General features: G+C 49.7%; 14 protein-coding genes. 5 read left to right on the top strand and 9 right to left on the bottom strand.

What is annotated here, in order from left to right:
- Nucleotides 1-14 precede the first annotated feature (14 nt).
- Nucleotides 15-1,982 (top strand): discoidin domain-containing protein, encoded by a 1,968-nt coding sequence (locus KVT36_RS23180; RefSeq protein WP_254640163.1) that lies wholly within the window; start codon nucleotides 15-17, stop codon nucleotides 1,980-1,982.
- Between the two features lie 2 nt (nucleotides 1,983-1,984).
- Here KVT36_RS23180 and KVT36_RS32835 read toward each other — a convergent pair whose 3' ends face one another.
- Nucleotides 1,985-2,410, bottom strand: a complete 426-nt coding sequence (locus KVT36_RS32835) for an AraC family transcriptional regulator (RefSeq protein ID WP_254640162.1) — start codon at nucleotides 2,408-2,410, stop codon at nucleotides 1,985-1,987.
- 920 nt (nucleotides 2,411-3,330) lie between these two features.
- Between KVT36_RS32835 and KVT36_RS23170 the strand changes: the two genes are divergently transcribed.
- Genes KVT36_RS23170 through KVT36_RS23160 form a run of 3 tightly spaced genes read left to right on the top strand, consistent with a single transcriptional unit; the run spans nucleotide 3,331 to nucleotide 6,319 of the window.
- Complete coding sequence (locus KVT36_RS23170; RefSeq protein WP_217605829.1) at nucleotides 3,331-5,250, top strand: alpha/beta hydrolase-fold protein; 1,920 nt, start codon at nucleotides 3,331-3,333, stop codon at nucleotides 5,248-5,250.
- A 59-nt stretch (nucleotides 5,251-5,309) separates the two neighbouring features.
- A complete protein-coding gene (locus KVT36_RS23165) occupies nucleotides 5,310-5,906 on the top strand; it encodes an AraC family transcriptional regulator (RefSeq protein WP_217605828.1) in 597 nt (198 codons plus the stop codon).
- A 56-nt stretch (nucleotides 5,907-5,962) separates the two neighbouring features.
- The gene (locus KVT36_RS23160; RefSeq protein ID WP_217605827.1) at nucleotides 5,963-6,319 is read left to right on the top strand and encodes a nuclear transport factor 2 family protein; all 357 of its coding nucleotides are present in this window, start codon (nucleotides 5,963-5,965) and stop codon (nucleotides 6,317-6,319) included.
- 127 nt (nucleotides 6,320-6,446) lie between these two features.
- Here the strand turns inward: KVT36_RS23160 and KVT36_RS23155 are convergent, their stop codons facing one another.
- From KVT36_RS23155 to KVT36_RS23120, 8 genes are read right to left on the bottom strand one after another with little or no spacing between them, the layout of a single operon-like run.
- The gene (locus KVT36_RS23155) at nucleotides 6,447-7,616 is read right to left on the bottom strand and encodes a glycoside hydrolase family 76 protein (RefSeq protein WP_217605826.1); all 1,170 of its coding nucleotides are present in this window, start codon (nucleotides 7,614-7,616) and stop codon (nucleotides 6,447-6,449) included.
- Nucleotides 7,617-7,667: 51 nt separating this feature from the next.
- Nucleotides 7,668-8,867: a glycoside hydrolase family 76 protein gene (locus tag KVT36_RS23150; RefSeq protein ID WP_217605825.1), complete on the bottom strand. Its 1,200-nt coding sequence runs from the start codon at nucleotides 8,865-8,867 to the stop codon at nucleotides 7,668-7,670.
- 25 nt (nucleotides 8,868-8,892) lie between these two features.
- Nucleotides 8,893-10,038 carry a SusE domain-containing protein gene (locus KVT36_RS23145; RefSeq protein WP_217605824.1) on the bottom strand — a complete coding sequence of 382 codons (1,146 nt, stop codon included), beginning with the start codon at nucleotides 10,036-10,038 and terminating at the stop codon, nucleotides 8,893-8,895.
- 56 nt (nucleotides 10,039-10,094) lie between these two features.
- Nucleotides 10,095-11,699 carry a RagB/SusD family nutrient uptake outer membrane protein gene (locus KVT36_RS23140; protein WP_217605823.1) on the bottom strand — a complete coding sequence of 535 codons (1,605 nt, stop codon included), beginning with the start codon at nucleotides 11,697-11,699 and terminating at the stop codon, nucleotides 10,095-10,097.
- A 22-nt stretch (nucleotides 11,700-11,721) separates the two neighbouring features.
- Nucleotides 11,722-14,811, bottom strand: a complete 3,090-nt coding sequence (locus tag KVT36_RS23135) for a TonB-dependent receptor (RefSeq protein WP_217605822.1) — start codon at nucleotides 14,809-14,811, stop codon at nucleotides 11,722-11,724.
- 58 nt (nucleotides 14,812-14,869) lie between these two features.
- Nucleotides 14,870-17,197: a GH92 family glycosyl hydrolase gene (locus KVT36_RS23130; protein ID WP_217605821.1), complete on the bottom strand. Its 2,328-nt coding sequence runs from the start codon at nucleotides 17,195-17,197 to the stop codon at nucleotides 14,870-14,872.
- A gap of 58 nt (nucleotides 17,198-17,255) precedes the next feature.
- A complete protein-coding gene (locus KVT36_RS23125; RefSeq protein ID WP_217605820.1) occupies nucleotides 17,256-19,034 on the bottom strand; it encodes a class I mannose-6-phosphate isomerase in 1,779 nt (592 codons plus the stop codon).
- Between the two features lie 2 nt (nucleotides 19,035-19,036).
- Nucleotides 19,037-19,951 carry an ROK family protein gene (locus KVT36_RS23120; RefSeq protein ID WP_217605819.1) on the bottom strand — a complete coding sequence of 305 codons (915 nt, stop codon included), beginning with the start codon at nucleotides 19,949-19,951 and terminating at the stop codon, nucleotides 19,037-19,039.
- 776 nt (nucleotides 19,952-20,727) lie between these two features.
- Here KVT36_RS23120 and KVT36_RS23115 point away from each other — a divergent pair.
- Nucleotides 20,728-23,565: a T9SS type A sorting domain-containing protein gene (locus tag KVT36_RS23115; RefSeq protein ID WP_217605818.1), complete on the top strand. Its 2,838-nt coding sequence runs from the start codon at nucleotides 20,728-20,730 to the stop codon at nucleotides 23,563-23,565.
- Nucleotides 23,566-23,582: the final 17 nt, after the last annotated feature.

Here is a 23,582-nt window from a genome sequence, read left to right as displayed (position 1 = left end):
CCTCTGAAAACCAGATGAAATGGCAGGAAATGGAATATTACGCATTCATCCATTTATCTACCAATACTTTTACAGACCAGGAGTGGGGATATGGTGAAGACGATCCTAAAATTTTTAACCCCGTAAACCTGGATTGCCGTCAGTGGGCCCGTGTTTGTAAAGAGGCGGGTATGAAGGGTATTATTCTTACAGCCAAACACCATTCAGGATTTTGTTTATGGCCATCAAAGTACACCGAATATTCTGTTAAAAATTCTTCCTGGCGCGGTGGCAAAGGGGATATTGTTCGTGACCTGGCAAATGCGTGTAAGGAATATGGCCTGAAGCTGGGTATTTATTTATCTCCCTGGGACCGGAACAGCGCGGTGTATGGAACACCGGAATACATCACTTACTTCAGGAATCAGCTGAAAGAGCTGCTTACAAACTATGGGGATATTTTTGAAATATGGTTTGACGGAGCTAATGGTGGTTCGGGTTATTACGGCGGCGCCAGGGAAACCCGGAAAATAGACCGGACTACCTATTATGACTGGAAGAACACTTATAAGCTCATACGCCAGCTGCAGCCAAAGATCGTTATATGGAACGACGGCGGGGAGCGCGGCGACCTGCGCTGGGTAGGCACAGAGGGTGGTTATGTGGGGGAAACGAACTGGAGCCTGCTGAATGCTACCGGAGAAGTACCGTATGATATGTTACATCATGGCGTGGAGAACGGTGATTCCTGGGTGCCGGCTGAGGTTAATACCTCCATCCGTCCCGGATGGTTCTATCATGCCTATGAAGACAGCCGCGTAAAATCCCTGCCCGATCTGCTGAACACCTACTACAGCTCTTTTGGACGTAACGGCGCCCTGTTGCTGAACTTTCCTGTGGACAGGAGAGGCCTGATCCATGAAACAGATGAGAAGGCGGTGCTGGCGCTGGCAAAAGCCGTAAAGGAAGCATTTGCGGTGAACTTTGCTGAAAAGAAAAAAGTGAGCGCTTCAAATGTGCGCGGTAATGTAAAAACATTCGGCGCAAGTATGGCAGTGGACGGAAATAAGAACACCTATTGGGCAACCGATGATGCAATAACAGCCGCATCGCTAACTATAGACTTTGGCAAGCCCACTACTTTTAACCGTTTTCTCGCCCAGGAATATATAAGATTAGGCCAGCGGGTAAAAGCTTTTAAGGTTGAGGGGTTGGTTGGTGGCAGCTGGAAAGAGCTGGCTAATGGAACTACTATTGGTTACAAACGTATCCTGCTTTTTCCGGCTGTAACTGCTGCACAGCTACGTTTTACCATTACAGCTGCAAAAAGCTGCCCGCTCATATCCAATATAGGAGTATATAATGCACCTCCTATTCTGATAGCCCCTGAAATTATCAGGGATCAGTCGGGGACAGTGTATATCAGGCCCGCTGATAAGGGATCTGTTATTTATTATACACTGGATGGCAGCCAGCCCACAAAGGATGCAAAGCGGTACGAAGGACCTGTACAAACGGATGGAAAAGTGAACGTAAAGGCGATCGTTTATGATCCCATATCGAAAAAAAGCAGTGCCGTAGCAGGGGAGAAATTTGACATATCCAGGAAGGACTGGAAAATATCAGGTATTAAGGACGATAAAGTTAACCGTGTGATAGACGGGGACCCTGCAACGGCATGGTACCAGGAACGTGACAAAAAGCTGCCGGCAGATATTGATATTGATATGGGTAAAACAGAGAATGTATCCGGTTTCAAATATCTGCCCGGCCAGGGCAGCACAGAGGGGATTATTACGCACTACCAGTTCTATGTATCAGAAGATAATAAAGAATGGAAAATAGCAGATGAAGGAGAGTTTTCCAATATTAAAAATAACCCATTGTGGCAGGTGAAGGAATTTAAGCCGGTAAAAGCCCGTTATATCAGGCTGCGTGCGTTACACAATACCCAGCAGAACGATGCGGCAGGTTATGCAGAGCTGGATGTGATTACCCGTTAGCTTTAAAAGTTCACCAGGTCCATTTGTTTTTTATAATTCCCCGGTGACATACCGGTAATTTTTTTAAATATTTTGGAAAAGTAAAACACATTTTCAAAACCGGTCTCTGTTGCAATTTCAGCATAGGTCATCTGGGTTGTTACCATCAGGTATTGCGCCCTTTCGATCCTTTTTTCATGGATGTACCTTACAGGCCTTTCTCCGGTGTGCTGATAGAAAAGACGTGAAAAATAATCTGTATGCAGGTTTGCTCTTTTCGCCAGGTAGCTTACCGATAGATCGCGGTGCAGGTTTAGTTGAATATAGCTGATAGCACTTAAGATCTTGGCCGGCACGGGACCAGTATCCTTATTTTCAAATACTTCTGGTATCAGAAACCGGGAAACCAGTTGTAAAAGAATGCCATGTGTTTCTGTGAATGTTGACATACTTTGCCGGTTATTAAGCTCCTGGTACTCCTTATAAAAAACGCTCTTCTCGTATATCCTTGGGTTATCTGAGCGATTGATGCCTCTGCCTGGGTTTATTTCCAGTAAACGGGCAAAGTTCATGATATCAATTTCTGATGCTTTCACCTTAAGGATAGACCTGTTATTGGCAAACAAGGAAATGCCGTCCGATGATTCCTCAAAGAACTGAACAAAATACTGACTGAGATGGCTTTTGCAGAAAAGATTACATAAGGTGAAGCTGGGTATGATATAGAGGAAACCGGGCTCCAGTTTCACATTCGTTGAAACATCCGAGATTTCGCCTGCGCCCCCGTTAATATAGTATAGTCTGAAATAGGGGCTGATAACGTTTTTGTAATTCCATTTTGAATCAAGTTCTACATGGTCAACGTTCAATAATGTAAAGGTATGTTTAAGCGTCCTTTTGATCATGCGGTGAAATAATTAAAGGGAATAAGAAAAGATCCTTACCTGCTTTACGGTTTTCCGCCATAGCAATAATAAACAAATAGTCGGTTTCGTATAAAAAAAAGTCCTGTTAACCTCCGGGCCAGATCATCTTATGGCGGCAGGGCCGTTTCAGTTCACCCGGGATTCCCCGGACCCGGTACCGCAATGTCCGGTGACCTCCTGAAAATGTCTAAAAATTAACGGCGGTGATTTTTGAACTTTTTGAACGGCTAAATTCCATTTCTTTACAATACCGGAACTGCCGGGAGCAACACCTATGGCAATACCACGTTTATGAATACTATTTAACATTGTTAAATGGTTTATTTTTGGTCCGCAGAATATTTGTCAGATTGACATTAAAGGGAATCCTGAAGGTATAAATGTGTTATCCCATATGACAATGATCCGGCAGCGGTATCTATAAAAGGAAAAATCCATGTTACATGAAAAAAACAATTTTTAATCTTACCATTCTTCTGTTGTTTGCCATACCGGTTTTTGCGCAAGGTATTATTGAGCACGCAGCCCCGGGTTTTGATTCCCTGCGGGCCGGTATACCGCATGGCCGGATTGATACGATCAGCTATAACTCGGTAACAGTGGGAAATCCCCGCAAAGCGCTGATCTATACGCCACCGGGATTTTCCAAAAAGAGTAAATACCCGGTGTTATACCTGTTGCACGGTATAGGAGGCGATGAAAAGGAGTGGCTAAAAGGCGGCACTCCCCAGGTAGTGCTGGACAACCTGTACGCCGAAGGAAAAATTGAGCCTATGATCGTTGTTATGCCTAACGGCAGGGCCATGAAAGATGACCGGGCCACCGGCAATATTATGGCTCCTGACAAAGTACAGGCGTTTGCCACTTTTGAGAAGGATCTGCTGAATGATCTCATTCCCTACATACAAAAGAAATACCCTGTTTACACGGACCGGGAGCACCGGGCCGTTGCCGGCCTGTCAATGGGAGGCGGACAGTCACTGAATTTTGGCCTGGGTAACCTGGACAAGTTTGCCTGGATCGGAGGCTTTTCTTCCGCGCCCAACACTAAAATACCGGAACAGCTGGTGCCGGATCCGGCTGAAGCAAGGCAAAAGATTAAGCTGCTCTGGATCTCCTGCGGCGCCAGTGATGGATTGGTTTCCTTTAGCAAACGCACGCATGATTACCTGCAGAGGAATAATGTGCCGCACATCTATTACATTGAGCCGGGCGTGCACGATTTCAAGGTGTGGAAGAACGGATTGTATATGTTCTCCCAGCTGATCTTTAAACCGGTGGATACTGCTACCTTCTCAAAATATCCGGTGGTGGGCGCGCCCGCGGCAACCAATGTGCGCAATGCAAAGTATCCGCAGATACTGGCTGATCACCGTGTTATTTTCCGGGTTAAAGCGCCGGAAGCGCAGAAAGTGCAGGTTGACCTTGGCCGCAAATATGATCTGGTAAAGGACACCGGCGGTTTATGGACCGTAACAACAGATTCCATCGGCGAAGGATTTCATTATTATTCCCTGCTGATAGATGGTGTGGCCGTTGCGGACCCTGCCAGTGAAACTTTTTATGGTATGGGAAGAATGGCCAGCGGTATTGAAATACCCTTTGCAGGCGGCAGCTACTATGCATTAAGAGATGTGCCGCATGGGGATATCCGCATCAGGAAATATTTCTCAAAGGTTACCGGTTCATGGCGGCAGCTGTATATCTATACCCCGCCTGGTTATGATGCAAATACAAACGAAAAATATCCTGTGCTCTATATTTTACACGGGGGCGGTGAAGACGAAACCGGCTGGGCCACACAAGGTAAAACAGATCTGATCCTGGATAACCTGATCGCTGCAAAAAAGGCGGCGCCCATGCTGATCGTTATGCCGGATGCAAATGTGGGCGGTGCTGCTTTTGATGAATCTGTGCTGAAAACATTTGAATCCGAGCTGAAGGATATTATTATTCCCCTGGTAGAAAAAAGTTATCGGGCTGAAACCGGCGCAAGCCACCGGGCACTAGCCGGTTTATCTATGGGCGGCATTCATACGCTTTATACCGGAATTAAGAATACGGAGCTGTTTTCCTACCTGGGCGTATTCAGCTCAGGCTGGATCCAGGCCCGGCAGGCTGATATTGCAGCGGCCCAGTACGATTTTATGAAAACCAATGCGGCCATGATCAACAGCAATCTGAAAGCGCTGTGGATCTCCATGGGCGGAAAAGAAGATATTGCCTACAGGAACTGCCAGCTGATGCTTACAAAGCTGGATGAGCTGAATATTAAGCACACGTACAGCGAATACCCGGGCGGGCATACCTGGCCGGTATGGCGGAATAACCTGTTTAATTTTGCGCAGCTGCTTTTTAAATAAATATTGAGCGGATATAGCTTTTTGTTACAAAACCGCGAAGACTTTGTAATTTGGAGCCTATGATCCGGCTGTATGAAAACTTCAACCAGCACAAGGCAAAGGTAGAGCTGCTGTATGCGGATGGCGCCATGAAAATGGCGTTCTGCCAGTACCGCCGCTCGTCCGAAGATGCGTTTTTCATACCTTATACCACGCTTACGTATGTACGCGAAGGCCGGAAAGTGATTTTCCTTAACGGCGAGTGTTATGATATGAAAGCCGGTGATACGCTTTTGGTTCCGAAAAATTCCATTTTATATTCTGATATCCTCGTGAAGCGGGAACCTTTCGTAAGCCTGAACCTGTTGCTGGGCGATGCGGATACCTTGCTCAGTCCCATGGCCTGCCACATTGCAGACCGTATGCAGCTGCAATATTACGCCGGCATGCACAACATGAGCCTGAGCACCTTTAAACGATGGTTCAAAAAGGAAGTGGGATGCAGTCCTGGCCAATGGATGATCGAAAAACGTTTACAACAGGCAAAATACCTGCTGCAGCATAAGCGTTTATCCGTGAAGGAAGCCTGCTATAACAGCGGTTTTGAAGATGTATCCTACTTCATCCGCAGGTACAGGCAGGCCTTTGGCCATACACCGGGTCAGGAAGCAATTTGACCTTTTTGTCCTACTCCCTCATATTCCTGCGCCCTACCTTTATTAAAAAAAAGAATATGATCTCACGTGAACAAGCCCTGAAATTTGCAGACGAATGGGTAGCTGCATGGAACACGCACGACCTGGATGCGGTACTCGCACATTATACGGAAGATTTTGAAATGAGCAGCCCCTTTATACAGCAGATGGGCATCAGCCCGGATGGCCGTCTGAAAGGAAAGGCAAACGTGCGGAATTATTGGGAAAAGGCCATGGTGAGCTACCCTGATCTTCATTTCGACCTGCATGAAGTTTTATCATGTATGAATACTGTGATCATTTATTACACAAGTGTGAAGGGAAAGAAAGCGGCGGAATTTTTTGTGTTCAATGAGGATGGGAAGGTATTCCAGGCCATGGGGCATTACAATTAGCAGCACCTGCCTAAGCCCGTGTAGTAAGCTATTTCAGACGGCTAACTACCGGGCATTTTTGTGCCCCGGAAAACATTTGATCCTGCAGCTGTTTGTGATGTGTTGCTGATTGTTTGTGACATAAATACTATCTTAAATCCAGGAGCGCTATACGGGCGTATAACTCTGCAATACAGGCTTCGTCCAGCAGCCATTTCGGCTTGCCGGTGGGATCACGCGCCTCTCCCCAGTTATGGTTAAGCAGGCCATTGCCGTCACGGTTATCCCAGGCATGGTCTATCCTTGCGATCATTGCTTTCAAATATTGCGGATCCTTATCCACCTCATAAAGCGCCACATATCCGCGGAACAGCACTGTGGCAAACCAGGGCAGGTCGCAGAACTCACTGCGCAGGCCTTTCTCCGGCCGGCCGAAGTAGGTGAAGGCGGCTGCCGCAGTTTGTCTGGCATCCCGGTAATACTTTTGCTCTTTCGTAAAATGATATAATAGCATGGCCGCTTCCAGCATGGAACCGGAGTTGTAGGTATAATACACCGGGTTGATGGCCGCTGTAGCGGTTTTAATATCATTCACATACAGCCCGGCGGAATCGCGCAGGCGCCGGTTCATCCACTCATAAAAACGGATGCCCTGCTGCAGGTAATAAGGCTCTTTCGTGATCCCGTAAATTTTCAGCGCGGCCAGCGTAGCCATGCCATTGCTGCAGGCAGGTTTCTGATCATGGTGGCCTTCCAGCCAGGTAACACCGCCGCCAAGCACATTCGTCCAGCCACTCATAATGAAGGTGAACACTTCTGTTGCACGGGCCAGGTACAGGGGATTGCCGGTATTGGTATAGGCTTCGGCGTAGTCTATCGCTACCAGGCCGTTGTCGTCATAATAACGGTCCACCTTTTCAAACTTTGCCGGGTAAGCCTGGTAACCGGCCGGTGTGCGGGATGTATCGCGGTATTGATACATGGCCTGCATGGCCGAATCTACATAGGGCAGGTAAGCGGCCTTCCTGCCACGCATGCGTACAATGATATTGACAGAGGAAGCCACACCGCTGAGTGGCCACAGATAGCTCACCTCTTTTGACTGCACATTTCCATCCTGCATATAAGTGAGTGAATCCTTATGTTGCTGCGGGAAATACTCTGAAAACAGGCTGTGTTGCGGTACACGGTACAAGGTCCATACCCGGTGGAACATTTCTGCTGCCCTGCGCTCATATTCCTGCGCGGGTTGCAGCTGCTGCGCCGGTGCTGCTATTGTCCATCCGCCTAATACCAGGCTGAATAAGATCCTTTTCATAATATCCGTTAAAATGCATACCGCGGCCCTGCGCCGCGGTATGCACACTATTTATTGTTCATGCTTCCAGATCGATATTCTTGCATAGATCTCTACCATAGCCAGCTGCGTAAGCAGTGAGTGATATCTGCCCAGGTCAGAACCTGTCCAGTCTTCATAGAACTGGTTGGTCTGCGGCATTCTTGCATGCTGCCATGCATAATCAACATTCGCAACAAGGGTATTGATGTAATCTGCTTTTTTGTCTATCGCATGCAGCTCAAGGTATCCCCTGAGCAGCACCGCCGTAAACCAGGGATCGTGCTGAACATAGAACCGTCCCAGGCCCGGCGCCTCATAGGTGAACAGGTTGTACGCAGCCTGCGCCCATGTTTTTGCATCAGTGAGGTATGCTTCGTCGCCGGTGATCTTGTACAGCAGCGCTGCATTCTGGATCATGGCGCCGGAGTTGTATGCCCATTTTGCGTAGTTAATGCTGCCGTCTTTGATCCAGATGGAATTCCAGAAGCCCTTGTCCACGGGGTCCAGCATTTTTTGTCTTACCCAGTTGTACCAGCGTGTGGCAGATGCGAGGTAAACATCACTTTTCTCCTGCTGGTAAAGCTGCAGCGCCAGTGTGGCCGACAATGCAGTTACGTTGGTGGCTTTAATGTAATCAGGATGGTCCGGGTTATTGAGCACCCCTTCGTTCCAGTACAATCCGCCACCGGCTTCTGTGCTTTCGCCGGAGGCGCAGAAGGTGTAACACAGCTTTGCTTTCTGCAGCAGCTGCGCATTACCGGTTACGTGAAAGGCTTCAAGCATGTCTATCCCCGTAATGGCATTATCGTCATAAAAACGGTCAGCCCTGCCTTCGCTAACGGGAACGGACTGATACGCAGCGGGCGTCCGGCTGACATCAAGATAACCCTCCATACCACTGGCGGTGCTGGTGTAATAAGCTTGCGCCACTTCATCTGTATACCCCAACTGCTTTAACAGCGTAGCCCCGGTGAACATAGCTGAATAGGGCCATAGATAGGCATACTTCGGGTCTCCGGGCTGCACCGGGTAGCTTTCTTTAACGTACACGCTACCGCTGATGCCGTAGCTTTTATAAATATCGTCGAGGACCTGGCGCGCCTTCAGCTTGTAGGTGAGCGTGGTGGAAGAGGTATCTCTGCCCACTTTCACCGGCACATCGTCCCGCTGTTTGTAACATCCTGTAAGCAGGAGCGCTGCGGCCGTTATACTTAAAATGATGGATCTCATGTGATTCTCTTTAATGATTCAGCAATCAATGCACGGTCAGTTGGTAGGAGTATTCCCCCTGTGCATTCAGTTTCAGGGTAAAGTCGCCGGCTTTGCCGTCAGCACCGCCGGGATACTTATAGGTGTAATCCCACTGGGAATTATCCACCGGTACTATGCGGTAGTAAGCTTCCGGCGTATTGGCATCCGGCGGTGTGGAGTTGGACTGGTTTACGCTGCCGTAATACATAGTACCGGCTGTGCCGCCTGCATCTGCAGTGCTGAACTGGAACTTGAAACGGTCATCTTTCCAGCTGCCAAAATCATAATAGGCAATGGGAATATTTTGCGCTGTCCATGTACCGTTGCCGGCGTAGCTAAGCTTGCCGATCACTTTATTGTAGGCGGATGCGAAAACACCGGCATCGGTGATCTCTATCATTTCAGCAGCTGCGTTTGCGAAGTCCAGGCGTATGCGGTAAAGCTTTGCCGCGGCCTGCTGGTTCTCACCTCCTTCCTGGAGGCGCGTACCCTGTACGGAGTAGGTGACAGGCGTACCGCTGTTACGGTCTGCGAAATGGAAGGTGCCGGCCTTCAGATGTGTGAAGATCTCGAAGATCCCATCGGCCCCCAGCTTCATGGCAGTTGCTTTTGAGAGATCCGTGCCACCTTCCGTAGCATCGCCGGTAATGAACACGTTGGCCGGTATCTCAGTGAAGCCTGAAGGCCTTTCGATCACGATCGTGCGCGTAGAGTCTGCGCGTTTTTCATTAAGCCCTTTGCTGGCGATCACCGTCCATTGCAGCGATCCGGATGTAGCGGGCTGAATGCCTGCCTTGCTGGCAATGCTGTTCAGCACTTTGTGTGAAAGTGAAAGGGAGTTCTGCACACCATTGCCATTGGAGGCTACTGTGTATACCGGGCGTTTAAAATCTCCGCCGATGGTATCGAATGCTACCTCATACATCACCAGGCTGCCGTCTTCCGCTCTGGCGGCGCTCCATTCAAAATTCACTACCGCATTAGTGGCAGGCTGCAGCTTGAAGTACCTGCCCACCTCCGGGTAATACAGCTCCTTTACGGTAGAGATGTTGCTGTTAAGCTCCTTTTCCTTTTCGCAGGAAGAGAAAGCGCCAAGGACCGCCAGTGCGGCGAAAATGGTATATATCCTGAATTTTAAAGTACGTGTCATGATAGTTGATTTGATAGTTGTTGATATAGGTTGCACCAGGTAATGGATAAGAATGATCACCAGCCGCCATTGTTCGGCAGCAGGTTATTATTCATTTCAATATCCGCCTGCGGCACAGGCCAGAGATAATGTTTGCCGGCATCAAACACACGGCGGTTTACGGCCAGGTTGCTTGTACCCACCTTCATGCCGTAGAGGGTGCCGTTCAGCACTGTCTCTGCTATTTTCCAGCGGCGGATGTCAAATATCCGGCCGCTTTCCAATGCCATTTCGCTTCTGCGTTCCCGGCGCACCAGGTTGATCATGGCGGTATTGCCTATAGCTGCATAATTAGCGTAGTTGAGCGCTGCAGGGTCAGTGAAGCCTGCACGCTGGCGGATGGCTTTGATGGTTTTGTCCCATACATCCTCATTCAGCTGGTTCAGCATGGCCTTGGCTTCTGCATACATCAGCAGCACATCGGTATAGCGGAGCAGGATCAAATTCAGGCCGGAGTTGTTATTACCATCTGCAGTGCGGTCATAATACTTACGGAAATAGTACCCGGTAGGGGAGGCGTCTGCTTTATCCACGGCGTTATCTCCCGTACCCGGCGCAGTACGTATGGTAACGGTTTCCCCGCGTTTGGTAACAAAAGAGGATCCGTCATGTATGATGGTAGCTTCCAGGCGGGGATCGCGTTGTGCAAAGGGGGTATTCTCAGTGTAGCCGGAGCCTGTTTCGTTGATGCCTTTGCCGTTAGCCATAATAAAATCATCTATCAGCGATTGCGAAGGCGCCATACCTGTGATGAGTGTACCTTCTGTAAAAGGAATAAAGAAGCGCTGCATAGACTGTGTTCTTTGCACGGGCACAAATTCCAGGTCAAGCATTACTTCGCTGTTGTTCTCATTTTCAGGCTGAAAGATACCGGAGAAGGAGGGGTACAGCGTGTATGTTCCATAAGTACCGCCCATAATGCCTTCCAGCACGGCAGCGGCATCGGCCCACCTGCTTTGATACAGCAGCAGCTTGGCTTTAAGCGCTGCTGCGGCGCCTTTCGTGATACGGCCTTTGTCTGCTTCTGCATATGCTGACGGCAGCGGCAGCAAGGCTGTTACTTCATCCAGCTCAGAGAGTATATAGCTTACCACATCGGCTTTTGGTGAGCGGCCTATGTTGAAGCTTTCATCGTAAGAGATCTCATCTTTTATCAATGGTACATTGCCGTACCAGTTAACAAGATGAAAGTAGTGGAAGGCGCGGATAAAACGGGCTTCTGCCTGGTAACGGGCCTTCAGGTCCGCAGCAAGGCCCGGTACCTTATCTATATTTGCAAGCAGGTTATTGACGTTGCGAATGCCGCCGTAATGGAAAGCCCATTCTCCTGCCACACGGTTGGTACGGCCATCGTATGCGCCGGCAGCAATGCTCTGCACCGCACCGCCGTTAACGGGGCTGGAGCAGAAGGCATTATCGCTCAGGCTTTCATTAAAGAAAAAGTAATCGTCTGAATACATGCCTGCATAACAGTTGTTAAGGGTTTGCTCCGCCGCTTCCGGCTTTTGCCAGAAACTAAGGTCGGTATCCTGGTAAGAAGGGCCCAGGTCAAGCTTTTTACAGCCTGCAGCAACCAGCAGCAGTCCACCTGTCACTATTAAGAAATACTTTCTTATCCTCATAAATTCGATCATTTAAACGTGGTTAAAAGTTAACATCCAGCCCTACAGCCCATACTTTCTGTACCGGGTAAATGCGTCCGCTGGTGGCGCTGCTTAGCTGGTTCAGGTTAAGGGTATTATTAAACTCCGTCAGCTCAGGATCAAAGCCGCTGGTCATGCTGGTAACAGTGAGCAGGTTCTGGCCGGTGAGGTATATTCTCACTTTTTCGATCTTCACTTTCTTTGTAAGATCATACGGTAAGGTGTAACCGATCTGCGCGTTCTTCAATCTTGCATATGCGGCATTGGCCAGCCAGAACGTTGAGTTGGCGTTGTTATTCACGGAAGCGGTGCCAATGGTCAGGCGCGGGTAGGATGCATCCGGATTATTGGGTGTCCAGCGGTCAAGGTGCTGGGAATATACGTCGTCCCAGTTATTGTGAAATGCCTCTACACCTTCACCACGCATGTAAACGTTACGTTTTCCAACCCCCTGTATAAAAATGCTGGCATCAAATCCTTTCCAGGTAACACCATAGTTGAACCCGAAAGTGTAGCGGGGGAACGGGTTTCCCATAACAAAACGGTCCCGGTTGTCGATGATACCATCTTCATTCCTGTCCACATACTTTATATCGCCGGGTTTTACCTCATTTGCAAAAGTGGGCTTGGGACTGTTCTTGATATCATCAAGATTCTGATAGAACCCGTTTGCCTGGTAGCCGAAGTAGGAGCTGATGGGAAATCCTTCACGGTTGATGTAGGTAACATCACCTTCCTGTATGGTGGTTCTGCCGCGGAAATCTGCGACCTCATTCAGGTTATCAGCCAGGTTGGCTCCAATGGTATGGTTGAAGTTTCCTGTTTTAGCGGTATAGTTTATTGCCAGCTCAAAGCCCTGGTTCTTTACCTTTCCTGCGTTCTGGAAGGCCGGTGTGGCGCCGTAAAGGCCGGGCGCAGGCAGCTGCAGCAAAATGTTGTCTGTGATCTTGTGAAAGTAATCGTAGCTGATAGTCAGCCGGTTGTTCAGCATAGACAGGTCAAACCCTATGTTCGCAGAATTGGCGGATTCCCAGGTGATCACCGGGTTGCCCACTGCAAAGGAGCTGCCGGATACGGGTATGTTGTTGAAACCGTAACCATTACTTACCGTGGTGTATATATTCAGGTAACCATAGTTGGAAATGATCTGCTGGTTGCCCAGCTGGCCCCAGGAGCCGCGGAGCTTCAGGTCGCCAACGTGCTCTTTCACTGCTGCCATGAACGGCTCGTCTGTAATGCGCCATGCGGCGGAGAAGGACGGGAAAAATGCGCCGCGGTTGCCTTTGGCAAAACGGCTGGATGCATCATAACGGAAGTTGAACTCGAAGTAATACTTGTTGTTGAATGCGTAGTTTAACCTGCCGAAAGCGGAGTTCAGCGCCCATTGATCAACGCGGGTCGCATAGGTGTCATTGAAGCCGGTGAGCGTTTGCGTGCCGGCTATAGAATCACCGGTGTTGTTATCTACATTCAGGCGGCGGGTCTGGTAATATTTGTTCTTCCAGCCTTCTGTAGCATAACCCAGCAACACTTTTACTTCATGCACTTTATTAAAGGTCTGGCCGTAGTTCAGCAGCGCCTGGAAGTTGTCCTGCACGCTGCGTGCATGGTTCACCGTTCTTGAGCTCTGGTTATCAGAGCCTGAGTACGGTGCATAATCAATGGAACGGCGGAACTCGTCCATGTTGTTTTCACGGATATCCGCGCCGTATACCAGCTTGGCTGATAAATATTTGGTGATGGCATATTCCGCATTGGCCATAAAGTTATAGCTGTCGTTCTTATACAACCTGCGGCCGCCCTGTTCAAGCTGTGCCAGCGGATTATTGGATGCCGTTGGCGCCAGGAAGTAATGGCCGGCAGTGTCTTTGATCGGATAGATGGTAGGAATGCGGATGGCTGTGGATACCAGCCAGTCAGAATAATAAGCATGCTCACGGATATTCTGGCGCGCGTAAGCAAAGTTACCGCCCAGCTTCAGCTTACCCAGCTGTGTGCTAAGATTGGCGCGTGTGTTATAACGCTGGTATCCGTAGCCGGGACCGCGGTATAGGCTGTTCTGATCCAGGTAACCACCGGATACCAGGTAAGAAACTTTACCTACTGCGCCGGTAACGCCAAGGTTATGGTTATGCTGTAATGCTGCTTTGCGCATCACTTCATCCATCCACCATTTCTCCGTACCCTTTAAACCTTGCTGGCGGATCTGCTCCGGGGAGAACTGCGCTGTTTGCCCGGAATTAACCAGGGCTTCATTTTTCAGCTGCATGTAGTCCACCCCGCTCACCGGTTTAAGAAGGAAAGTAGGCTGTTGTGCACCGGCGAAACCGTTGTACGTAACGCGCGGCACTTTATTATGCCGGCCGCTTTTAGTAGTGACCAGTATAACGCCGTTGGCTGCACGGGAACCGTAGATGGCGGAAGATGCAGCATCTTTCAGCACGCTGATGCTTTCAATATCGTTTGGATTGATCAGGTCCAGCGAGCCGGGTACACCATCCACCAGGATGAGCGGGCTGGAGTTATTGACGGTGCTTACACCACGCACGTTGATGTTGATGGCTGCACCGGGTTCCGTAGCATTCTGCTGAATGATCAGGTTGGGCGCTGCGCCCTGTAATGCCTGCACGGCGCTTGTAACGGGCTTTCCCTGCAGGTCTTTGGCAGTTACCACGCTTACTGCGCCCGTGAGGCTGGTACGTTTTTGCGTACCGTAACCTATCACTACAACATCGGATAAAATGCTGCTGGCAGATGAAAGTACTACGTTCATTTGTGCTGCATCCGTAACCGGCACCTCGCGCGGCGCGTAACCGATGGAGGAAAATACCAGCAGGGGATTGCCCCCGGCCGGTATGTTTAATGAGAACGCACCATCGGCGGTGGTAGCAGTGCCAATGCCGGTTCCTTTGAGCGAGACAGATACTCCCGGTACCGGCTGGCGGGTGGTGCTGTCTGTAACGCGCCCTGCGATCATGCGTGACTGCTGTGCGTAGGCATAGCCCGTCACCGACACCAGGAGCAGCGCCATCCATAGGCGGCCGGCCCACCGCCGGAGTCTTTCAGGAATAACGTGAAAATAATCTAACATAGGCTTAATTTTTCTTTTGATCAGTTGTGGAATGTTGTTTTATAAAATGGCCACCGCATTAATACGCAGCGGGTTTATCGGAAAGGTTGTACTCCAGTTTTCCACCCCGGGTCAGCTGCTCAAACGGAATGGCATTCTGTGCAAGCTTCTTGCCGTTGAACGCAGGCTGATGGAGGTAGATGTTGTTTGCGCTGTTATGATGCGTAACGATCTCCAGCTTGTCCCCTTTGTAATATTTTTTATTCAGCTTAATTTCTACCTTATCAAAAAGGGATGACCCGATCTGCATTACCGGTTGGGCTAAAGCGCCGCCCTGCACATCAAAAAGGCCGATGGCGCTCAGCACATACCAGGCACCCAGCTGCCCCTGATCCTCATCCTGTCCATAGCCATAACCGTGAATACCTTCTGTGCCATAAAACTCATTGCAGATAGCACGCACCCATTTCTGCGTCAGGTACGGTTTGCCGGAGTAGTTGAACATCCAGGACATTTGCAGGCAGGGCTGGTTACCATGGTTGTAGGGGGCGCTCAGACCGGAGAATGCATCGATCGTATTGCCGCCACCGAAAGTGGTTTTCTGAGCGGCGGTGAAAATGCTGTCGAGCCGTTTGTTGAACTCCGCCTTGCCCATTTTCATGATCAGGCCCTGCGGATCGTGTGGTACGTAAAATGAATACTGGCCTGCATTTCCTTCCTGGAATCCGCGCCATGGCTCGGCAGGTTTGAAATTGTCTGCGAATTTGCCGCTGGCATAACGGGGCCGCATATATTTTGTAGCAGGATCAAAAATGTTCTTCCAGCTGCCGGAGAGTTTCAGCAGGGTATTATAATCTTCCGTTTTTCCGAGCTTTTTAGCCCATTGCGCTACGGCATATGCGCTGAAGGAATACTCCAGTGTATGTGAACCGGAAAAGCACCATTCACCCGGCTTTGGATCTATATGATCAACATAGCCATATTTGCGGAAGCGGTCTACATCGTCTTTTCCGGCGCCCTCAGGCCGGTTCTTATATTCCAGCTCGTTTTTACGGGCCGCTTCATAGGCTTTTGCCACATCAAAGTCGCGGATGCCGTAGTTATAGGCGCCGGCCATTACCAGCCCAACGAAGTTGGTGCCTACGCCGGATACGTACCTGCTATTGGCAATGCCATCGCCCAGCCAGCCTGCATCGTTATATACAAGCAGCTGGCTGCTTACGAAATCGGAATAATATTCAGGATAAGCCAGCGCCCATAGCGGCGTAAGGTTCCAGTATGCGCCCCATACAGCATCGGTATTGTAATGGTTGTGCAGGGGTTTTCCTTTTTCATTCAGCGGTATCTGTCCAACACCGCCGGTGTTCTTTGGATAAGCGCCATTCACATCGCTGGCAAGGCCGCGGCCCAGTACCGCGTGATACAGGCCTGTATAGAATTTAACCCGGTCGGATTCCGTACCGCCGCTTACGGCGATGCGGCCCAGGTAATTGTTCCATTCCTCATGGGATTGTGTACGGGCCTCATCAAAGCTTAGGCTGGCTGCTTCGGTTTGCAGGTTCAGGCGGGCATTTTCAATAGAGGTATAGGAAAGGCCGAGACGTACGGTTACCGTTTCCTGGCTGCCGGTAGCAAATGTAAGGTACATACCGGCTCCCTTGCCGCTGATCTCCTTTTCTCCGGCGGTTTGCGTTGTACCGCGGAATGTGCCGTAGGATGCGGGCTGCTTGTCTGTCACCGCTGAAAAGTACATAGCTACTTCCGAGCCGCGCTGGTACTTTTGTACATACGCGGGCAGGGTGGTTACATAACCTTCTATGCGGCCGTCAGCGGTCATGTACACGCGGGCATCTTTCACATCACCGCTTTCGCCCTGTTTGTTGCCTATGTCAAACAGGATATGTGAATCGTTACCGGCAGGGAATGTAAAACGTTGAAAGGCTACCCGTGGTGTGGCGGTCATTTCTGCTTTAATACCATAGCGTTTCAGTAATACGGAATAATAACCGGCTGTTGCTTTTTCGTCTGCACGGTCAAAAGGGGAGCGGTAGCCGGATAACGAATCTTCCAGCTCACCGGGTATGGTGATCAGTGTTCCTTTCGTGGGCATCAGCGACACGCCGCCTACCTGGAACTCATGGAAATTGGGAAACCCTTCAATGGAAGTATGCCTGTAATCGTACCCCACTGCTTCCCAGCCGCTTGGGTTGCCGTAATGCCCGTTGGTAGAAGGGCCTGGCTTGGCCATACCAAATGGTGCGGCGCCCGGTGCAAAATGGAACCAGCGGCAATGCGCAGTGCCGATCCGGGGATCTACATAGCTGCTTAGCTCTTTCCTGTCCTGTGCGCCCAGGTGTGATGCCGTTATAAGCAGCAGCAACCAAAGCATCCAATTTTCCTTTTTCATAACTGAACTTGTTTAGTTGTAATGGGTTTGTCCGCTTCAGCAGCCGGACAGCCTCCTGTTATTTTATAAAAGCCTTTACTACTTTGGCGGTACCGTTACCTTCGTTGATGATCCTGTAAGCGCCTGCGGCGGCGGGGATGGCAAATGTTTCCGCGTAGTTGTAACGCTGGCGCAGGCCGTTCGCTGTTTCCACAGTTATGGAGGTACCTTCCACCAGCATCAGCACATGGCATTTGCCGAAGGTATTAACCGTTACGCTGCTATTGAATTCCATCCGGTGCAGGTCATAGAAATGTTCCGCATGGGTGGGCACATGCACCAGCTGCCAGTCTTCTCCTGTTTCTGTCACCTGTTGCCTGGAGATCAGCTCTTGTTTTACTTTCGCGCCTTTGCGGCTGAAATCGAGATTATGGAAAGCGTGATCTATGTTGATGGGGCGCGGCTTGCCGTTGAGGTCCAGCCTTACCCAGTCGTACATCTTGAAAGTGAAGATGTATGGCGTAGCGCTTACTTCCAGCACCAGGTTATTTTTCCCGGAGCTGTGCACGGTACCGTTGGGAATAAGAAAGAAGTCGTGCTTATGTGCGTCGTGTACCTGCACATATTTCTCAATGGCTATGGGTTGATTGGCGGCTACGCTTTCTTCCAGCGCATGGCGGAAAGCAGCAGGGTCTATATCTTCCTGGAACCCGAGATAAACTTTTGCACCCGGTTTGCAATCCAGGATGTAATAGGTTTCATCCTGTGTGATGGTTTCCCCGAATTGCTCCCGGATATATTTCAGCCGCGGATGGCATTGAATGGAAAGATTGCCACCGTTGAAAGTGTCGAGAAAATCAAAGCGGATGGGGAAGTCGATGCCAAAGCGCTGCTCATCCTGCCCCAGCACATCTTTTGAATGTTTCATCATAAGCCAGTCGAAAGCGATCTCCAGCAAGTGGCCATCGCTTTCAAATACCAGCCCGTTCTCCGGTACTATCATTTCAAAAGACCATGCATAGTTTATTTCATCCTTATTGAGGCCGGGAATTTTTTCTTTCATCCAGTCACCGCCCCAGGCGCCTGCTTCAAACCAGGGCCTTACCCTGAAAACGTTTTGCGACAGCTGCTGCAGGCCTTCGCTGATAGCGGCCTGTGTGGCCCAGTTAATGGTATGTTGCCACTGGCCATCCGCGATCACATCAATACGGGGCATGATCCGCTGTTTGTAAGCGTTCAGCAGCACCCAGTCTACAAAATAGAAACGTTTGTAGGTTTCCTGGTTATCGTCCCACTCAAGCTTACCCAGGTTATTGGCCGTGCGGGCGCGCATGCGGTATTGCAGCTCATTCTTGGGAAGATCTATATATACCAGGGGGGCCTGCAGGTTTGTGAGCGCGGCACCTGCACCGATGATGATGGTCATGCCTGCGGCAGACGCCTGTATGCTATTCAGCTTGTTTTCATCAAACAGCTCATCCAGCGTAATGGAAGCCCTTCTGCCCCAAACCGATCCTTTCTCACCAAGGAAAGGCGCTACCAGCGCCTCCACTTCATCTGCAGTTTTCATCAACGTGGATGTATACACGAAATTTACCGCTATGCCGGATGCCAGCAGCTCTTTTTCCAGGCGGGCTGCAATAAGCTCCCAATCATTGCCTATATATCCATCTATCAAAACGGCCGGGTATCCGGCCATCCAGCCGGCCAGGCTGGCATAACCGCTGTGGATCCTGCCAGCACCAAGACCTGCAAAGGGATGCATATCGTATTTACCGGCAGGTGGAAGCTGTTTGCGTGTAACTTCGGCCGGCATCAGCGGCTGGCTTGTTTTTCTCCAGTTCGTCGTTGTGTTCATTGCTATCGTGCGTTGTTTTTTACAAGTAGGGATTTGCATAACCATGCCGCGCCGGATAGGGCAGAGGCCTCTCCGCGGCTGGAAACGTGTATGGTAGTATTGATCTTATGCTGCTGCAGGCAGGCTTGCAGGGCCGGCAAAAAGTAGGGATGCGCTTTGCGGATATTACCGCCGATCACTAAACATTCCGCTTCAAAATCTTCCAGCCAGGGCGTCAGTACTTCGCCTAATGCGTTACCCATTTCCATAAACAATGCCAGCGCTGTGGCGTCCTGTTTTTCTGCCAGGTCGCCGATGCTTTTAACATCGGGCAGCCTTGTGCCGGTACGCCGGTGGTATTCATTGAGCAGCCAGCGGGAGGAGATATAATCTTCTGCAATGCCGTTCCTGTAAGGCAGGTTATAGATGTAACCGCCGGAGGGTACGCCTTTCCCTTCATGCAGAATGTGTTTGTTGTACAGGAAAGTGCCGCCCAGGCCTGTGCCCAGGGTTACGGCTACTATGCGGCTGCAGCCTGCGCCTTCTCCGGCCCATGCTTCACCTAATGCAAAGCAGGAAGCATCGTTCTCGAAATAAACGTTGCCGCTGAAGTTCAGTGATGCTTTCAGGGCCGTTCTTATATTCATGCCGTAAAGGGATTCATATTTGGCCACGCCCCTGATCAGTGAAATGCCCTCCGGATAATCAAATGGGCCCGGCATGGCTATACCTATGGCCGGTATTCCTGAACCTGCAAAAGAAAGTACATCATCAATGGCTTTTGACCAGCAGCCAATAATATCGTCCGCACCGGCGCCGGCGTTCACCTGCTCTTTACACTTTGAACCTTCGGCTACCACGCCGTTTGACAGATCAATGAGCGCAGCGGTGATGTGTGAACCACCAATGTCCGCCCCAAGTACATATCGTTTGTTCATATGTTTGAACATATTAAAAATGAAGGAAAAAATATCCCTCTCTGCGTGGAAACAGAAAAGGATGTGCTATCGGATCAGCCTTCTGGGGCTTATCTCTATAGAATACGTGAATTTGTCTGAATGGTAATAACCCACATTATATTCCCGGGGGCGCCATGTCGCCCGGATCATAAACGAAACGTTCGCAGAACAGTACCGGCTCCATTTCCCTGGGCAGAAAGGTTCCATTCTGGTATTCCGGCTGGCTGATCAGCTTTCGTAACAGTCTTCTACCTGGATGTGGAGTGGTAGTTCGCATTTATGATCGATCCTCAAACTTATGTATGAATGTTCAAACATACTAAATTTTGAAATAAAAATATGTTTTCCGCAAAAATATTCTGCTGCAGGGGGCAATGGTTATCCAAACAGCTCGGTTACACTTTCCTAAATAAGGCATCTCAGGGATGCTGTTTTCCCGTGGTGCATCCAGGGTAGTAAATCAATAATGAAATGGCAGAATGGCATTTTAGATCCACAGAGATCATCTTTGAAACATTTCCCCCCATGATCTGCAACATTTGAGAACCCTCTCTCAAAGAATAGCTGGGTAGTTTTACAACATTCAGTTAATAGAACATTCCCGTTATGAAAATACGTCTGCTCCCGTTAAGCTTCCCGGGGCCATCCTGGTATAATGACATGTTGTCAGCGCTTTCATCAAATACTCAGGCAGGGGCAGCGTATTTCGTTGTATCAATTTTCTCCACACAATTTTACTTAAACCATTAACCTTTATGAAAACAGAATTACCAACATCATTTAAACCAAAGGGTACGCTGCCTTTTGTCTTCAGATCTTTTACATCCCCCCGGGTATTCCCGCAGCTCAGGCAAAAAAAGCTTGCCTATCTCTGTTTACTGCTCCTGTGTGTTGTGTTTCCGGGTTATAAAGTGGTGGCGCAGACCAGCGGTTATGTCTGGAAGAATGCGCCTGTTGGCGGCGGCGGATTTGTAACGGGTATTGTTACCCACAAAACATCCGGCGACAGGTATTGCCGCACAGATGTAGGCGGAGCTTACCGCTGGGACGCAGCGAACAATAAATGGGTTCAGCTGCTCGACTGGCTTAACGAATCGGAAAATGGATTTATTGGCGTAGAAGCATTGGCGTTGGATCCGCAGAACGCCAATAACGTTTATATGCTCTGCGGCACCTCCTATATCAACAACGGAAGAACGGCTATATTGAAATCCACGGACAAAGGAAATACTTTCACTTACACAGATGTTACGGCTAAATTTAAAGCGCATGGAAATGGGAACGGACGCGGGAACGGAGAACGTCTTGCAGTAGATCCCAAAAACAGCAACATTTTATTCTGCGGCACCCGGGCTAACGGATTATGGAAAAGCACAGACGCCGGCGTTACCTGGAATCTTGCCTGGAATGGTGTAACTATCACGCCTAATGAGAACGGAATATGTTTTGTACTTTTTGATCCTTCCGGCGCTGTAGCAGGCGGCGCTTCGCAAACCATGTACATAGGCGTTTCCCGCACCGGAAGCGCGAATATTTATAAGAGTACGGACGGCGGCGCTACCTTTATCGCCATTTCCGCAACCACCAGCTTTATGCCGCATCGTGCAGCGCTGCAGGGAACTACCATGTATGTTACCTACTCCGATGATGCAGGTCCGCAATCCGGTAACGGAGATGGGAAGGTATATAAACTCAATACGGCCAACGGTGTGTGGACGAATGTTACCCCCGTTTCTTCAAAGGATTATGCATACGGAGGTGTAAGTATTGACCCGACCAATGTTAACCGGGTAATAGTTTCCTCCTGTGGTATGTATTGGAATAACCAGTTTGGTACCGGCTGGGGCGATTTTGTTTTCCTCACTACCGATGGCGGATCCAGCTGGACGCTTAAAAACGGCACAAACGCCACCTATGATAGTAATGGCATAGGATGGACTGTGGGAGGCGCGGTTAACTGGATGGACTGTATAGAGTTTGATCAATCCAATCTTTCAAAAGTGCGGGTGATCGGCGGCGGCGGCGTATATACCTGTTCCGATATTACAGCCGCAAATCCTTCATGGAAATATGATGTGACCGGGCTTGAAGAAACCGCATTGCTTGACGGGACAAGCATTCCCGGAGGGCCGTTTATTTCTTCCTTTGGAGATGTAACAGGCTTTGTGCATGAGCCGCTGACTTCTTATCCGTCAAAAAAGCTTACTCCTTCGGACGGGAACAACCAGAGCATTGCTTATGCTGCCGGCAACACCAGCAAGGTCGTAAGAGCTTCCAACGGGGGAAATGTTGTTTACTATTCCAACGACAAAGGTGCTACATGGACAGGAGCCTCCACCAATAAAGGTACAGGAGGAAGGGTTGCCGTCAGCGCTGACGGAGGTACTATACTGCATTGTCCCGGCGGTTCTGCAACTACCTACTATACTACCAACAACGGCGCCAGCTGGTCTGCCTGTTCAGGTGTATCCCTCGGAGACGCTGCTCCGGTTGCCGACCAGGTGAACGCAAACTATTTTTATATATACATTCCAGACAACGGGCAGCTGCTGAGGAGCTCCAATAAAGGAGTCAGCTTTTCAGTAGCAGGCACGCCGGGTGCGTCAACCGCGAATTATCCCTGGGAGCCGGCTTTGATCCGGACCGTACCGGGCCGCGAAGGGCATGTGTGGGTACCGCTTGGCCGTAATGGATTAAAATATTCAACCAATTACGGAGCGGCCTATACGAATATTTCAAACGTAACTTACTGTAAAACGATTGGCATAGGAAAGGCAGTGTCAGGCGCCGGCTATCCTACTGTTTTTATATGGGGAACAGTTTCCGGCGTAACGGGGCTTTTCAGATCAACAGACCAGGGTGTTACCTGGTCCAGGCTGAATGATGACGCGCACGAGTTTGCAGGCGCGCCATTGCTGATCGGCGACATGAACGTTGCAGGAAGGGTATACATGAGCGCCGGCGGCGGAAGAGGTTTAATTTACTGGGAGCCTGGCGCCTGTACGCCTACTGCCATCACACCGTATGTAAATATTAATAACGGAACCTGGCAGCAGACCGCCAATGCTTCCTTAGCTGCAGGTGGCAGTGTGCAGTTTGGCCCTCAGCCCACACAGGGCGGATCCTGGAGCTGGACCGGGCCAAATAATTTTAGTGCAGCTACGCGTGAAGTATATATTTCAAATGTTCAATCCAGCCAGGCAGGGAACTACGTGGCTACCTACACCAACAGCGGAGGATGCAAAAGCACACAGACCTTTAACATTACCCTGACCGGTTCTTTAATGAGAGATTCCCGGGCAGGGATGAGCGATACTTCAGCTGCCGGCATATCACAGGAAACCGGCTTTAATGAGGATGCGGTTAGCATTTATCCGAATCCTGCCAGTGAAGGAAGGTTTACCATCCTGCTGAAGGAGGTTTCAGAACATGCGGTGGTAAGGATCTATGATAACCAGGGCAGAATGCTTTATGAAAGGAAAACGCAGGGCAGTAACAAGATAGAGATCGATTCACGGCTGAATGCAGGGTTTTACATTGTAACAATAGATTCAAATGGATCCAGTTTCACGAAGAAGCTTATCGTTCATTAACAGATTTTCACCATTTC

This window comes from Chitinophaga sp. GbtcB8 (genome assembly GCF_019091455.1).
Lineage (GTDB): Bacteria > Bacteroidota > Bacteroidia > Chitinophagales > Chitinophagaceae > Chitinophaga.
Note: the sequence above shows the minus strand (reverse complement) of the source record. Positions and strands in the feature narration are given on the sequence as shown.